Below are 15,632 nucleotides of genomic sequence, written 5' to 3'. Positions count from 1 at the left end.
GCACCTGAATCGCGCGGGTTTTTAAGGGATTTCCATGTTCGCCGCAGTGGCAAAAAGCATCTTCGGATCGGCCAACGATCGCTACGTTCGCGGGCTCGGCAAATATGTCGACGCGGTCAACGGCTTCGAGCCCAACATTTCGGCGCTGACGGATGATGAGCTGCGCGGACAGACGGAGAAGTTTCGTCAGCGGCTGGCGAGCGGCGAGAAGCTCGACGATCTCCTGCCGGAAGCTTTTGCTACGGTGCGCGAAGCCGCGATCCGGACGCTCGGACAGCGTCACTACGACGTTCAGCTGATCGGCGGCATTGCGCTCCATCGCGGCGAAATTGCCGAGATGAAGACGGGCGAGGGCAAGACGCTCGTCGCGACCCTCGCGGTCTATCTGAACGCGCTGACCTCCAAGGGCGTCCACGTCGTGACCGTCAACGACTATCTCGCTTCCCGCGACGCGGGCTGGATGGGGCGGATCTACCGCTTCCTCGGCATGACGGTCGGCGTGATCGTGCCGAACCTGACCGACCAGGAGCGTCGGGACGCCTATAATTGCGACATCACCTACGCGACGAACAACGAACTCGGCTTCGATTACCTTCGCGACAACATGAAGTTCTCGCGTGACCAGATGGTCCAGCGGCCCTTCAATTTTGCGATTGTCGACGAGGTAGATTCGATCCTGATCGACGAGGCGCGGACGCCGCTGATCATCTCGGGACCGACCGACGACAAGTCCGACCTCTACATTTCCGTCGACGGCATCGTGAAGACGTTCGAGGCGTCTGACTACGATAAGGACGAGAAGCAGAAGAGCGTCGTCCTGACCGAAGACGGTACCGAAAAGGCCGAGCGCATGCTCGAGGCTGCGGGGCTGATCGAAGGACGCAATCTCTACGACATCGCCAACACGCAGGTCGTCCACCACCTGAATCAGGCCCTTAAGGCCAATGTGATGTTCAAAAAGGACATCGATTACATCGTGAAGGACGGTAAGGTCGTCATCATCGATGAGTTCACCGGCCGCATGATGGATGGGCGCCGCTGGTCGGACGGCCTTCACCAGGCGGTGGAAGCCAAGGAAGGCGTGGTCATCGAGCCTGAGAACCAGACGCTCGCCTCGATCACTTTCCAGAACTACTTCCGCATGTATCCGAAGCTGTCGGGCATGACCGGCACGGCGATGACCGAGGCGCCGGAATTCTTCGACATCTACAAGATGAACGTGGTCTCCATCCCGACCAACGTCCCGGTGCAGCGCGTCGACGAGGATGACGAATTCTACAAGACGATGCCCGAGAAGTTCGCGGCCATCGCCAAGGAGATCAAGGGCAAGCAGGAGGCCGGTCAGCCGGTGCTGGTCGGCACGGTGTCGATCGAAAAGTCGGAGATGCTGTCCGAGTTCCTGCAAAAGGAAGGCATCAAGCACTCCGTGCTGAACGCCCGCTTCCACGAGCAGGAAGCGCATATCGTGTCGCAGGCAGGCCGCATTGGCGCGGTGACGATCGCCACCAACATGGCGGGCCGGGGTACCGACATTCAGCTGGGCGGCAACCTCGAGTTCCGGATGCAGGATGAGTTCCCCGAGCTCGTCGCCGGCACGCCCGAATATGATGCAAAGGCCGAACAGATCCGCGCCGAGATCGTCGCCGAGAAGCAGCATGTGCTCAGTATCGGCGGCCTTTACGTGCTCGGCACCGAGCGTCACGAAAGCCGCCGTATCGACAACCAGCTGCGCGGGCGTTCGGGTCGTCAGGGCGATCCTGGCCTGTCGCGCTTCTACCTCAGTCTCGACGACGACCTGCTGCGCATCTTCGGTCCGCAGACCATGTTCTCGCGCCTGATGAAGAACCAGCTCGAGGACGGCGAAGCGATCGTCAGCCCTTGGATCTCCAAGGCGATCGAGACGGCGCAGAAGAAGGTCGAGGCCCGCAACTACGACATCCGTAAGCAGGTCGTCGAATTCGATGACGTGATGAACGACCAGCGCAAGGTCATCTACGAACAGCGCTCGGACATCATGGACGCGGAGAGCGTCGACGAAACGATCGTCGACATGCGCGCCGAGACGATCAATTCGATCGTGGCAGTGAACTGTCCTGAGGGGACCTATCCGGAGCAATGGAATGTTCCGGGCCTCAAGGAAGCGATCGACGAGGTGCTGGGCCTTCAGCCGCCGATCGACGAGTGGCTGCAGGAAGAAGCGATCGATCCCGAACTAGTCACCGAGCGCATCCAGAAGCTCGCTGACGACGCAATTGCGGCGAAGCTCCAGCAGATCGAGCCGGACCAGTGGGCCAGTATCGAGAAGCAGGTTCTGATCCAGACGCTCGATCACCACTGGAAGGAGCATCTCGGGACGCTCGACGCGCTGCGTCAGGTCATCCACCTGCGCAGCTATGCGCAGAAGAAGCCGATCGACGAATACAAGCAGGAAGCCTTCCTGCTGTTTGAGCGGCTGCTAGTCGCGATCCGTGAGGAAGTCACCCGCGTGCTGATGCGGGCGCAGGTATCGTTCGATCCGGCGCCGCCGCCCGAGTTGCCCGACTTCATCACGCAGCACATCGATCCGTTCTCGGCGGACGACGACACGGCAGATATCGACGCCGCGGCGCGCGGCCTGATGTCGAACATGCCGCCGTTGTTGAACATCCCGCAGCCCGATCTGCCGCACCGCGAGGGCGGGGGCGTTGCCGAAGCGCCGATCAGCCGCAATGCGCCGTGCCCATGCGGGTCGGGCAAGAAGTACAAGCATTGCCACGGACAGCCGGCCTGATCGCAGAGCCAATGGCCGCCGCCATGCCGATCGATCGTACCGCCGTTCGCGGTGCCTATCGTCCGGACGAAAATAAGGTCGTCGACGAGCGGATCGCCCAGGCTCGGCTGAGCGCCGCCGAACTCGGCGAAGCGACCGCGACGGCCCGTGCATTGGTCAAAGGCGTTCGCGCGCACAGGCCGTCGGGGGTGGACGCGTTCCTCCACGCCTACGACCTGGGCTCGGACGAGGGCATTGCAATGATGTGCCTAGCGGAAGCCCTGCTGCGCATTCCCGATGCCCACACCGCCGATGAGCTGATCGCCGACAAATTGTCGGGTCCCGATTGGTCGGATCAGGTCGGACGGTCCGACTCCGCGTTCGTGAATGCCGCGACCTTCTCGCTGCTGCTGACCGGCAAGGTGCTTGAAGGCGCACAGGATCGTTCGTCCAACTGGAAGGCCGCCCTCGGTCGCGCGGTCGGTCGCCTTGGCGAGCCGGTCGTCCGAACGGCTGTCCGCGAGGCGATGAAGATCCTCGGCAAGAATTTCGTCTTCGGCCGCACCATCGATGAGGCGTTGAAGCGCGCGGCGCCGGAGCAGAAGCAGGGCCTTAGCCACAGCTTCGACATGCTGGGTGAGGCGGCCAAGACGTTCGCCGACGCCGATCGCTACGCGCAATCTTACCGTGCTGCGCTCCAGCGGATCGCGAAAGAGTCCAAAGGTGGCTTCCGCAAGGATCCCGGCATTTCGGTCAAGCTGACGGCGCTTCACCCGCGTTTCGAATACACGCATCGCGAAGAGGCACTTGCCGCGGTGGTCCCGGTCGTTCGCGAACTGGCGATGCTGGCGTCACAAGCCGACGTTCACTTCACCATCGACGCCGAGGAGGCCGACCGGCTCGAGCTGCAGATGGACGTATTCGAGGCGCTGCTCGCCGACGATGCTCTGTTCGCCAAGGGCTGGGGCGGGTTCGGACTGGCGCTTCAGGCATACCAGAAGCGCGCGGCACCGTTATGCGACTGGGTCATCAACGCGGCGCGAACCTACGGGCGCAAGCTGATGGTTCGTCTGGTCAAGGGCGCCTATTGGGATACGGAGATCAAGGCCGCGCAGGTCGGTGGACTGCCCGATTATCCGGTCTTCACGCGCAAGGTCGCGACCGACGTCTCCTACCTCGCATGCGCGCGCAAGCTGCTGGCTGCCACGGACGCCATCTACCCGGCGTTTGCCACGCACAACGCCAACACCATCGGCCAGATCAAGGCACTCGCGGGCGGCAATGAATTCGAGTTCCAGCGGCTCCACGGCATGGGCGAGGAGCTTTATGAAGAGCTCGCCCGGCTGGAAGGCGCGATCGGGGACCGCCGCACACCGGTGCGCATCTACGCGCCAGTCGGCAGTCACAAGGAACTGCTGGCCTATCTGGTTCGCCGCCTCCTCGAAAACGGCGCCAATTCCAGCTTCGTCAACCGCATCGCCGACGAGCAGGTGTCGATTGATGAGCTGATCGGCGATCCGGTTGCGGAGCTCGACGCGTTGAAGCCGCGGCGGAATCCCAAGATCCTGCTTCCACGCAACGTCTTCGGCCCCGACCGGCACAACAGCGCCGGTCTCGATCTTTCCGACGCGCTGGAGCGGGAGCCGGTGCTGGCGCGCCTACAGGCCCTCGAAAGCAAGCGCTGGATCGCGAAGCCCACGATTGGATCGGGAACGCCGCGGCCTGTGACCTCACCGCACGATCGCGGCAGCGAGGTCGGGACCGTTTTCGAAGCGAGCGCGGACGACGTCGACCAAATGGTGCGCGCGGGTCATGCTGCGCAGCAGCGTTGGGATGCGGTAGGCGGCGAGGCCCGCGCGCGGCTGCTAGATCACACCGCCGATTTGTTCGAGGAGCATCGCGAGCAATTCTACTCGCTGTGCATCCGTGAAGCCGGGAAAACGCTTCCAGACGCGATCCTCGAAGTCCGCGAAGCGGTCGATTTCCTTCGATTCTACGCATCCGAGGCGCGGCGGCAGTTCGTCCGGCCAATGCCGCTGCCAGGGCCAACCGGGGAGCATAACGAGCTGCGGCTGCATGGCCGCGGCGTGTTTGCCTGCATCAGCCCGTGGAATTTTCCGCTGGCGATCTTCACCGGGCCCGTTGCCGCGGCGCTGGCCGCCGGCAATGCGGCGATCGCGAAGGCGGCGGAACAGACTCCGCTCATTGGCGCCTTGGCCATCGATCTCTTCCACCAGGCTGGCGTGCCGAAGGATATCGTTCAGCTTGCACCCGGCGACGGCCGCGTCGGCGCCGCGCTTACGCAGCATCCGCTACTCGCCGGCGTCGCCTTCACCGGTTCGACTGATACTGCGCGGTTGATCAACCGAACCCTCGCAGAGCGCGACGGACCGATCATTCCCTTCATCGCCGAGACCGGCGGGCAGAATGCGATGATCGTCGACAGCTCGGCGCTCCCCGAGCAGGTCACGCGCGACGTCATTTCGTCCGCATTCCAGAGTGCGGGCCAGCGCTGCTCCGCGTGCCGCGTCATCTTCGTCCAGGACGACGTGGCGGACGGCATAGTGGCCATGATCGCTGGCGCCATGAGCGCGCTGACGGTCGGCGACCCTTCAGACCTGGCAACGGACGTTGGTCCGGTCATTGACGAAGAGGCGAAGAAGCTTCTCGACGAACACCTTACCTGGCTCGATCAGCACGCGAAGCGCGTCGGACGATTGGATCTACCGGTCGAGGCAGCAAAGGGCAGCTTCGTCGCGCCCGCGATCTACGAAATCCGATCTTTGAGCGAGCTCAACAAGGAAAACTTCGGCCCAATCCTCCATGTTATTCGCTTCAACGGCGAAAAGCTGGCGGACGTCGTCGAGCAAATCAACGCGACGGGCTATGGCCTGACGCTAGGGCTGCAAAGCCGGATCGACACCGTCCGCGACTATGTCGAGGAGCATGCGCGGGTCGGCAATTTCTACGTCAATCGCAACCAGATCGGCGCGGTCGTAGAGAGCCAGCCTTTCGGGGGCGAGGGCCTCAGCGGAACGGGCCCCAAGGCGGGCGGACCGCACTATGTTGCTCGGTTCGCGACGGAACGGGTAACCTGCATCGACACTACTGCGGCGGGCGGCAATGCGTCGCTGATGGCGTCGATCGACGGCTAACGCCGTCCCATCCTGACACGCGCCAGACTTCTCGCTGGAGCGAGCCTCGAAAAAATGGGTTGGTGGCAGTGCGGGGCGGTCCTCTTAGCGGACATGAACACGTCTCGTCGGAGCGGCCGGGACGCCCAAAGCTCGGCCGCTTCGTTCTTTCGCGCTGGAAGAAAATGGCTCCCCGGGCCTGATTCGAACAGGCGGCCGTCCGATTAACAGTCGGATGCTCTACCGCTGAGCTACCGGGGAGCAGCCCTCAAGAGGGCGCGGGCGCTCAATAGCGCGGCCTTCCTTAAAGGCAAGTCACCACGGCTGGATTAGCCGAAAATTCAGGTGGCGAACTGTTCCATCGCGATCCGCTCGTCCAGCGCATGCTCGGGGTCGAATAGCAAGGTGAGCGAGCGTTCGCGATCAAGCCGCACTTCGACGCGCGCGACGTCGCGAACTTCGATCTGATCGGCGACCGCCGAAACAGGCCGGTTTTCGGCCTCAAGAATGGAAAAACATACCGCCGTGTCGTCCGGAAGGATGGCACCAGACCAGCGTCGCGGGCGGAACGGGCTGATGGGCGTCAGCGCCAGCATCTTGGCTGCCAGCGGCAGGATCGGGCCGTGCGCGGAAAGATTGTATGCGGTCGACCCGGCCGGCGTCGCCACCAGGACGCCGTCGCAAGCAAGCTCCGGCAGCGCGACCCGTCCGTTGACGGAAATCTCAATCTTCGCGGTCTGCCGCGTTTCCCTCAGCAGCGAGACCTCGTTGATCGCGGCGTAGGTAAAGACCTGGCCGGAAACGGTCGTCGCCTTCATCTGCAGTGGCGCAACCCGGATCGCCTTCGCCGCGGCAATCCGTTCTGCAAGCCGGTCGATGCGCCATTCGTTCATCAGGAAGCCGACGGTGCCCCGGTTCATGCCGAACACGGGGATGGACCTGTCCTCCTCGAGCATCCTGTGCAGGGTCTGCAGCATGAAGCCATCGCCGCCGAGCGCGACCAGCGTGCTGGCGGATTCAATCGGCGCGAATGTGAAGCGCTTGCGAAGCATGGCCTCTGCCGCCCGGGCGACATCGGTGTGCGAAGATAGCAATCCGATTCCTTGGGTCGAAAGATCGGCCATCACTGCTGAGGTGCCCATGTCCGCATTCAAAGCCGCAACTCCTCAAGCAGTGGCAAGGGTGAAGATAGGCATCCGAACGCGCGAGGTCACTGTCCCGTTTCGATGCGCAACCTTGGCAGCCCATATCCGACCCCGGCGGCACCGGTTAGTCAGCGCTCGTGGAGACCAGGGGCAAGGTGAGTTGAGTAGCGGGGGAAAGAGGCTTTGACCTGGAACGATATGAGCAAGTGGGGCCGGCGAGCTTCTGACCATGGGGCGACTGCCCTGGCTGCCCCGCGGCGGGATCCGCTGCTCGAGGCCGCGATCGCTCATGAGCAGGTCGACGTTCTTTTCCAGCCACTGATCGATCCGGCGACGGGCATCATCATGGGTGCGGAGGCCTTGGCCCGGTCAGCCGTCGCGAACGACGCGCAATTGCTCTTCAACCGCGCCGCCGCAGGGGGTCTAGCCGAGCGCCTCTCGAGGCTTGTACAGCGCAAGGCGCTGCGGACGGCGGCGGCCTGGGAAGGCCCGCTCAAGGGGTTGGGCCTGTCGATCAACGTGTTGCCAGCGGATCTTGCGCGACCGAATTACGAGCTATGGTTGCTCGACGAGGTCCTTTCGGCAGGAATGGACCCGCGCCGGGTGACAGCCGAGATCACCGAGAGCGCGCTTTTGACGGACCAGGAAGCCGTCGCGGAGCGGCTGACGCGCTTGCGCGAAGCGGGCATGAAGATCGCTGTCGATGACTTCGGCACGGGCTACGCGAGCCTTGCCTATCTGATTTCGCTGCCGCTGGATTCGATCAAGATCGACCGTGGGCTCATTGCCGACATCGTTGGCGGGGAGCGCGACCGTATTGTCGTCCGCGCGATGATCCACCTGGCGCGCGAGCTCGATCTGCGGGTCGTGGTCGAAGGCGTGGAAACCACTGGCCAGCTCGACCTGCTCGCCGAATGGGGCTGCGACCTTTACCAGGGGTTCCTCGGCGCCGGTGCGCTGACACAGGACGAGCTAGCGCGCTTCGTCGCCGCAGCCAACGCCGAAGCGGCTTAGGCCGGCTCCAATTCTTTCTTGGCGGCGGCTTCGCCCGCGGCCGCGACCCGGGCCAGGCCGCGCGCGAGCTGCACCGCGCCGTTGAGCCTTGCTTCGGGCGTCGGCCAATCGCGCGACACCGTCATCTTGCTGTCGGGGCGCAGCTTGGCAGTACCTTTGAGGCGGTCGATGTAGCCGAGCAGTCCTTGGAGATCGGGGAAGCCACTGTCCGCGAATGTGACCACGGCGCCCTTCGGACCCATGTCGAGCTTCGCGACCATTGCCTGGCGAAGGTTCAGCTTCACCTCGACGATCTTCATCAGGTTCGCCGTTTCCTCCGGCAGCGTACCAAAGCGGTCGATCAACTCGGCCGCGAAGGCGTCGATAGCCTGGCGGTCGTCGAGGTCGCCGAGGCGACGATATAGACCCATGCGAAGGTCGAGGTCGGGGACATAAGTCTCCGGGATCATGATCGGCGCGTCCACGCTGATCAGCGGCGTGAAGTCCTCGCGAGCCGGGACGCCGCCGGCCTTCATCTCGACGATCGCGTCCTCGAGCATCGACTGGTACAGCTCGAAGCCGACTTCCTTGATATGGCCGGACTGCTCGTCGCCAAGCAGATTGCCCGCACCGCGAATGTCGAGGTCGTGGCTGGCGAGCTGGAAGCCGGCGCCCAGACTGTCGAGGTCGGCCAACACCTGCAGCCGCTTCTGCGCCGCCTCGGTAATCGACCGCGTCGCCGGCATGGTCAGATAGGCGTAGGCGCGGGTCTTGGAACGCCCAACGCGACCGCGAAGTTGGTAGAGCTGGGCTAGGCCGAACCGGTCCGACCGGTGCACGATCAGCGTATTCGCTGTTGGAATATCAAGCCCGCTTTCGACAATCGTCGTCGACAGAAGTACGTCGTACTTGCGGTCGTAGAAAGCGCTCATTCGCTCCTCGACCTCGGTTGGGCTCATCTGGCCGTGCGCGGTGATGAATTTCACTTCCGGCACTTGTTCCCGCAACCACTCTTCAAGGTCAGGAAGATCGGCGATCCGCGGCGCGACGAAGAAGCTCTGCCCGCCGCGATAATGTTCGCGCAGCAGGGCCTCGCGCAGCACCACGCCGTCCCACGGCGTAACGTAAGTGCGGACAGCAAGACGATCGACCGGCGGTGTCTGAATCACGGATAGCTCGCGCAGCCCGCTCATCGCCATCTGCAGCGTGCGTGGAATCGGCGTCGCAGTTAGCGTGAGCACGTGAACGTCGGCGCGCAGCGCCTTCAGCCGCTCTTTGTGCGTGACCCCGAAATGCTGCTCCTCGTCGACGATCACCAGGCCGAGCCGCTTGAATTCGATGCCCTTGGCCAGGATTGCGTGCGTGCCGATGACGATATCGACCGTACCGTCGGCCAGCCCCTCCTTTGTTTTCTTGGCCTCGGCGGCGGGGACCAGCCGCGACAGGCGGCCAATCTTGAGCGGGAAACCGTGCAGCCGCTCCTCGAAGTTCTTGAAATGCTGGCGGGCGAGGAGGGTGGTCGGCCCGATCAAGGCTACCTGTTTTCCGGTCATCGCCATCACGAACGCCGCTCGCAGCGCGACCTCCGTTTTGCCGAAGCCCACGTCGCCGCAGACGAGCCGGTCCATCGGTTTGCCCGCGCCTAGGTCCTCGATGACGTCGGCGATCGCGCGCTCCTGGTCGTCCGTCTCCTCGTACGGGAAGCGATCGACGAAGGCGGGATAGCTGGAGTCCGGCTCTGCAATGACGCCCGGCCGCGTCGCGCGCAGTGCGGCGACCTTGATAAGCTCGCCCGCCATTTCGCGAATCCGCTCCTTCATCCGCGACTTGCGCCGCTGCCACGCCTCACCGCCGAGGCTGTCGAGCGTTACGCCCTCGTTCTCGCTGCCGTAGCGGCTCAGCAACTCGATATTCTCGACCGGGACGTACAGCTTGTTGCCGCGCGCATATTCAAGGGCGACGCAATCATGCGGACTGTTGCCGACCTTGATCTGCGTCAGGCCCTCGTACCGACCGATGCCATGGTCGGCATGGACGACGAGATCGCCCGGCGAAAGCGTCGCCAACTCCTCGAGAAATGCCGAGGCGTCCTTGCGCTTCTTGCGCCGCCTGACCAGGCGGTCTCCGAGCATGTCCTGCTCGGTGAGCACCGAAACTTCTGGCGTCGTGAAACCGTGATCGAGAGGCAGCACAAGCAGCGCGGGCTGATTCTTGACGCCGAGCGCTTCCTGCCAGCTGTCGGCCATCTTCTGCGACTTGAGGCCGTGGTCTTCCAGCAGACCTGCGAGGCGTTCACGCGCACCTCGGGTATAGCTTGCAAGGACGACCTTATGGCCGCTCTTCCGCAATTCGCCGACATGCTTGGCGACCGCTTCGTAGACGTTCTCCTGTTGAGCCCGCTCGGGCGCGAAGTCGCGCGCGGGCTGCACGCCGAAATCGATGATGCGGGCTGACTCGGGCTCGGGAAACGGCGACGCAAGGTGAACAGGGCGGTCACCGACGATCTGCGTCCATTCCTGTTCGGTGAGATAAAGCTTTCCAGGCTCGAGCGGCCGGTAGCTGCCCGGCTCGCCCTCCATCGCGCGAACGCGGTTCTGGTAATAATCCTCGATGGCTTCGCGCCGGCTCTGCAGCGCCTGGTCTGCGGCCGTATCGCGGAAGACAATGTCATGATCGCCAAGATGATCGAACAATGTCTCTAGCCGCTCTTCCAGCAGCGGTAGCCAATGCTCCATGCCCGCCATCCGGCGGCCTTCCGATAGGGCCTGATACAGTGGATCCTGGGTGGCGGTGGCGCCGAACTCCTCGCGGTAGCGCGAGCGGAAACGCTTGATGCTATCGACATCCAGCAGGGCCTCGGAAGCCGGCATCAGCACAAACGCGTCGGCCCTGTCGGTCGAGCGCTGATCGGCGGGATCGAACCTGCGCAGACTGTCGATCTCGTCGCCGAAGAAGTCGAGCCGCAGCGCAAACTCCGCGCCCGCGGGAAACACGTCGATCAGCGAGCCGCGGACGGCATATTCGCCATGTTCTGCGACGGTATCGGCGCGCTCGTATCCAAGCGCATTGAGCTGTTCGATCAACGCCTCGCGCGCAACGCGCTCGCCTTCTGCAATGCGGCGGGTCAACTGACGGACGCGGAATGCCGTCAGCAATCGCTGCGAAGCGGCACTTCCGGTGGTGATCAGCAACTGCGGCTTCTCGCGCTTCGCTTGTAGCGCGCTGAGCGTCGCCAGGCGCTCGGCCATAACCCGAAGGGCGGGGGAAGCTCGGTCGTATGGCAGGCAGTCCCACCCCGGCAGAGTCAGCACTTCGACTTCCGGCGCGAACAGGGGAACTGTTTCGGCCAATGCACGCATCGCGGCTTCGTCGGCCACAATGGCAACGGCGCGTCCGCCCTTACCGGTTCCGCCGGCGGCTCGCGCGAGATCGGCCGACAGCCACGGCAGGAACCCGGTCGGGACACCCGCCAGGGTCAGGGGCCGGTCGGCAAGGATTACGCGCTGCAGGGGCTCAGTCACTTGGCAATCCGGATGTAGTCGAGCTTCTGCAATGCGTCGATCATGGGACCTGCGAAGCGCTCGGGCGGCGTCGCGGTTCCCAGCGCCCAGGACATGATGTCGACATCCTGCTCATGGAGCATCTCGGAGAACAGCGCGCAGTCATCCGTCGTCCAAGCGGCGTGATGCGCGTCGAAGAAGCCACCGATCATCAGATCCGCTTCCTTCGTGCCGCGATGATGCGCGCGCCATGCCAGGCGCTTCAAATCCAGGTCGTTGGGCATAGGGCGCATGTAGGGTGAAACCGACCTCATTGCGAGCGTCGACGGAGCCGCTAACAGTCAATCATGCGGCCCGAAATTCTGAATCCGCTCTTCGCCGAGGTGGAAACGCTGAAAGGCGTCGGGCCGCAGGTTGCCAAGATGCTGAAAAAGCTGGGCCTGACGCGCGTCGTCGACCTGCTTTATCACCTGCCGACCGGCGCAATCGAACGCATCCGCGCCGATCATGCATCTCCCGTTCTGCTCGGGCGAAACGTGATCCTCGACATGACGCCGGTCGAGACGCGCGAAAATCGATCCGGGCGCGGGCCGACACGCGTGTTCGCTACCGATGGCGACGGCAACACGATCAGCCTCATCTACTTCAACAATCCAGGCTGGGCGAAACGGAGCCTGCCAATCGGTCATCTGCGAACGGTTTCCGGTAAGCTCGAAGCCTATGGCGACGAGTGGCAGATCATCCATCCCGAAGTCAGCGAGCCGGGACAGGGGGTGCAGCCCGCGTTGCGTGAGCCCGTCTATCCGCTGACCGAAGGGCTGACCAATCGCCGCCTCGGCGAACTTGCCCGCGACGCCCTGGAACGCGCGCCGGAACTGCCGGAGTGGATTGAGCCCGGCCTGGCCAGCCGCGAAAGTTGGGCGGATTGGCGGGCCTCGCTTACGCAGGCGCATCGAGAGCCGGGCGAGGAAACCGCTCGGCGCCGGCTGGCTTACGACGAGGTCTTCGCCAATCAGCTGGCCTTGCTTTTGCTGCGTCAATCGCAGCGGCGCCATCGAACGACGCCGCTGGCAGGCACGGGCGCCCTGATCGGCAAGCTGAGCCTGCCGTACGAACTCACGGGCGCGCAGCGCCGTGTCTCCGAAGAGATCCGTGGCGACATGGCGCAGCAGGCGCCGATGCTGCGCCTCCTCCAAGGCGATGTGGGTTCGGGTAAGACGCTGGTGGCCTTGCTAGCGATGCTCACCGCTGTCGAGAGCGGCGCGCAAGCCGCATTGCTCACGCCGACCGAAATCCTTGCGCGCCAACATCATGCGACCTTGCTCAAGCAACTCGACAGCATCGGCGTCCGCGTCGCGATCCTGACGGGTCGTGAGAAAGGCCGGTCGCGCGACAGCGTGCTGATGGGGCTGGCCGACGGCTCGATCGATATCCTCGTCGGCACCCACGCCATTTTCCAGGAGAAGGTCACCTACAGGCGCCTCGGCCTCGCGGTGATTGATGAACAGCATCGGTTCGGCGTCTCCCAGCGCCTGTTGCTTTCGGCAAAAGCCGAGCGGCCGCCGCATCTGCTGGTCATGACCGCTACGCCGATCCCGCGCACGCTGACGCTCACCCAATATGGCGAGATGGACGTCAGCCGGATCGACGAGATGCCGCCGGGCCGGACGCCGATTGAAACGCGAGTGATCAGCGAGGAGCGGCTGGGCGAGGTGATCGAGGGGCTTGGTCGACACATCGAAGCCGGCGGCCAGGCCTATTGGGTGTGCCCGCTGGTCGAAGAAAGCGAAAAGACCGATGCCGCGGCTGCCGAGGAGCGGGCGCGTATTCTGAAACTTCGTTTCGGTGAGGATCGCGTCGGTCTCGTGCACGGCCGCATGAAAGGCCCCGACAAGGATGCAGTGATGGCCCGCTTCGCCGGCGGCGAACTGGCGCTTTTGGTCGCAACGACCGTTATCGAAGTCGGTGTCGACGTCCCCAATTCGACGCTCATCGTGATTGAAGGCGCCGAGCGGTTTGGCCTGGCTCAGTTGCACCAGCTTCGGGGTCGGGTCGGTCGAGGCAGCGGAAAGAGTGTTTGTCTGCTGGTCCGGGGCCAGAACCTCACGGAGGTCGGCCGCGCCCGCCTGGCGCTCATGCGTGAAACGAACGACGGCTTCCGCATTGCCGAAGAAGATCTGCGCCTGCGCGGGCCGGGCGAGATCCTCGGCACCCGCCAGTCTGGCGAGGAGGCCTTTCGTATCGCCACAGCGGAAGATGTGCAGGCGCTTGCCCCAATCGCGCAGAGCGACGCGCAACTCCTGCTCGACCGCGATGGCGGTCTCAAGGGCCCACGCGGCCAAGCCGCGCGCGTTTGCCTTTATCTATTTGAGCGCGATCAGGCGGTCGACCTGATCCGCTCCGGTTGAGGAGCTTCAATGAATCCCGTCGCCATATTACCGGTTTTGCTCGTTATCTTCGCGGGGGGCATGATCGCTGTTCAAGCCCCGACGAACGCAATGCTCGCGAAGGCCGGCGGGTCGCCGGTACTGGCGGCACTGGTCTCCTTTGCGGTCGGGACGATCGCTCTCTTTGCGGCTTGGCTTGCCGGCGGAAACAAGCCGCCGGCGGCGTCCTTTGCTGGCTTGCCCTGGTATGCGTGGATGGGCGGGCTGTACGGTGCCACCTATGTCGCGGTTGCAGCCTATGCGGCGCCGAAGATCGGGCTCGCCTCGCTGATCACCATCGGCATTGCCGGACAGATCGCCATGGCACTGTGGCTCGACCACATCGGTGCGCTCGGCCTGCCGCGCGAACCGGTTAGCTTGGGCCGCCTTCTCGGCGCTGCTTTGGTGGTAGCTGGCGTAGTCTTGGTGCGACGCAGCTAGCGAACGAGCAGACCGTGTTTCTTCTTGCCGAGGCTCAGCTTCACCGGCGCGTCGCCAATTGAGATCTGCAGCGCGGGGTCGCTGACCGCCTGATCGTCGAGCTTTACCGCGCCCTCCGCGATCTTGCGCTTGGCCTCGCCGTTGGAAGCGCAGAAACCCAAGCCTGTCAGCGCCGAGAGAACGGCAATCGACCCGCCCGTACGGAGGGTAGGCAAGTCAGCACTCGCACCGCGCCCGGCGAAGGTTTCCGCCGCGGCCTGCTCTGCCTTCTGCGCCGCGTCGCGACCGTGCAGCATTGCTGTCGCTTCTGTCGCCAGCACAATCTTTGCCTGATTAATTTCGGCCCCGGGCAAAGCCTCAAGCCGCGCGACCTCATCAACTGGAACATCCGTGAAAAGCCGCAGGAAGCGCCCTACATCGGCGTCCTGCGTGTTCCGCCAGAACTGCCAATAATCATATGGGCTCAGGAGTTGCTCATCCAGCCACACCGCGCCCTGCGCGGTTTTACCCATTTTCGCGCCGTCGGCGGTGGTGATCAGCGGCGTCGTTACGCCGAATAACTCCGCGCCATCCACCCGGCGTCCGAGCTCGATGCCGTTGACGATATTTCCCCACTGATCCGATCCGCCCATCTGGGCACGGCAGCCTGCGCGTCGGGACAATTCCAGGAAATCGTATGCTTGCAAAATCATGTAATTGAATTCGAGGAACGTCAGTGGCTGCTCACGGTCGAGCCGCAGGCGGACGCTGTCGAAGGTCAGCATGCGGTTGATCGTGAAATGACGCCCGACGTCGCGCAAAAAGGGAATGTATTCCAGCCTGTCGAGCCAATCAGCATTATTGACCATCATGGCGTCGTTCGGACCGTCGCCGAACGTCAGGAACCGCTCGAACACCCGACGGATGCCGGCAATGTTCGCGTTGATCTGCTCCTCCGTCAGCAGCTTGCGGCTCTCGTCCTTGCCCGACGGATCGCCGACCTTAGTCGTCCCGCCGCCCATCAGCACGATGGGGCGATGACCGGATTGCTGCAGCCGCCGGAGCATCATGATCTGCACCAAGCTGCCTACGTGCAGGCTCGATGCTGTGGCATCGAAGCCGATGTAGGCGCTGACCGGCTCGCGGGCGGCAAGCGCATCGAATGCCGCCGCGTCGGTCAGCTGGTGGATATACCCTCGCTCGTCGAGGAGCTTGAGCAAGGTTGAACTGTAGGACGTCATGCGCGGCGCTTAGCGTCGTTCGCG

Annotated in this window: 9 protein-coding genes and 1 tRNA gene; 5 read left to right on the top strand and 5 right to left on the bottom strand. The window is 63.7% G+C overall.

Annotated elements, in window-relative coordinates; all coding sequences use genetic code 11:
- Positions 1-34 precede the first annotated feature (34 nt).
- Positions 35-2,770 carry a preprotein translocase subunit SecA gene (gene secA / locus QU596_RS03035; RefSeq protein WP_308517066.1) on the top strand — a complete coding sequence of 912 codons (2,736 nt, stop codon included), beginning with the start codon at positions 35-37 and terminating at the stop codon, positions 2,768-2,770.
- 11 nt (positions 2,771-2,781) lie between these two features.
- On the top strand, positions 2,782-5,904 hold the full coding sequence (putA, locus tag QU596_RS03030) for a bifunctional proline dehydrogenase/L-glutamate gamma-semialdehyde dehydrogenase PutA (RefSeq protein WP_308517065.1): 3,123 nt from the start codon (positions 2,782-2,784) through the stop codon (positions 5,902-5,904).
- A 165-nt stretch (positions 5,905-6,069) separates the two neighbouring features.
- Here the strand turns inward: putA and QU596_RS03025 are convergent.
- Both QU596_RS03025 and QU596_RS03020 read right to left on the bottom strand, forming a co-directional pair.
- Positions 6,070-6,144, bottom strand: a tRNA-Asn gene (locus tag QU596_RS03025).
- Between the two features lie 80 nt (positions 6,145-6,224).
- Positions 6,225-7,025, bottom strand: coding sequence for an NAD kinase (locus tag QU596_RS03020; RefSeq protein ID WP_420030936.1), 801 nt, complete (start codon positions 7,023-7,025; stop codon positions 6,225-6,227).
- A 201-nt stretch (positions 7,026-7,226) separates the two neighbouring features.
- Here QU596_RS03020 and QU596_RS03015 point away from each other — a divergent pair, with 201 nt between their 5' ends.
- Positions 7,227-8,042: an EAL domain-containing protein gene (locus tag QU596_RS03015; protein WP_308517064.1), complete on the top strand. Its 816-nt coding sequence runs from the start codon at positions 7,227-7,229 to the stop codon at positions 8,040-8,042.
- Here the strand turns inward: QU596_RS03015 and mfd are convergent.
- Both mfd and QU596_RS03005 read right to left on the bottom strand, forming a co-directional pair.
- Positions 8,039-11,542, bottom strand: a complete 3,504-nt coding sequence (gene mfd, locus QU596_RS03010; protein ID WP_308517061.1) for a transcription-repair coupling factor — start codon at positions 11,540-11,542, stop codon at positions 8,039-8,041. The two genes, QU596_RS03015 and mfd, sit on opposite strands and share 4 nt — an antisense overlap.
- The gene (locus tag QU596_RS03005) at positions 11,539-11,805 is read right to left on the bottom strand and encodes an FAD assembly factor SdhE (protein ID WP_308517059.1); all 267 of its coding nucleotides are present in this window, start codon (positions 11,803-11,805) and stop codon (positions 11,539-11,541) included. Before QU596_RS03005 ends, mfd begins: the two co-directional genes overlap by 4 nt.
- 63 nt (positions 11,806-11,868) lie before the next feature.
- Between QU596_RS03005 and recG the strand changes: the two genes are divergently transcribed.
- Together recG and QU596_RS02995 are read left to right on the top strand one after the other, a co-directional pair.
- On the top strand, positions 11,869-13,929 hold the full coding sequence (gene recG, locus QU596_RS03000; protein WP_308517058.1) for an ATP-dependent DNA helicase RecG: 2,061 nt from the start codon (positions 11,869-11,871) through the stop codon (positions 13,927-13,929).
- A 9-nt stretch (positions 13,930-13,938) separates the two neighbouring features.
- Positions 13,939-14,388, top strand: a complete 450-nt coding sequence (locus QU596_RS02995; protein WP_308517057.1) for a DMT family transporter — start codon at positions 13,939-13,941, stop codon at positions 14,386-14,388.
- On the opposite strand, the gene tyrS is transcribed toward QU596_RS02995, so the two are convergent.
- Complete coding sequence (tyrS, locus tag QU596_RS02990; RefSeq protein ID WP_308517056.1) at positions 14,385-15,608, bottom strand: tyrosine--tRNA ligase; 1,224 nt, start codon at positions 15,606-15,608, stop codon at positions 14,385-14,387. The genes QU596_RS02995 and tyrS overlap by 4 nt on opposite strands.
- Positions 15,609-15,632 lie beyond the last annotated feature (24 nt).

Origin of the sequence: Sphingomonas flavescens, assembly GCF_030866745.1 — a bacterium.
Lineage (GTDB): Bacteria > Pseudomonadota > Alphaproteobacteria > Sphingomonadales > Sphingomonadaceae > Sphingomicrobium > Sphingomicrobium flavescens.
This window is presented reverse-complemented; position numbering and strand designations above follow the sequence as displayed.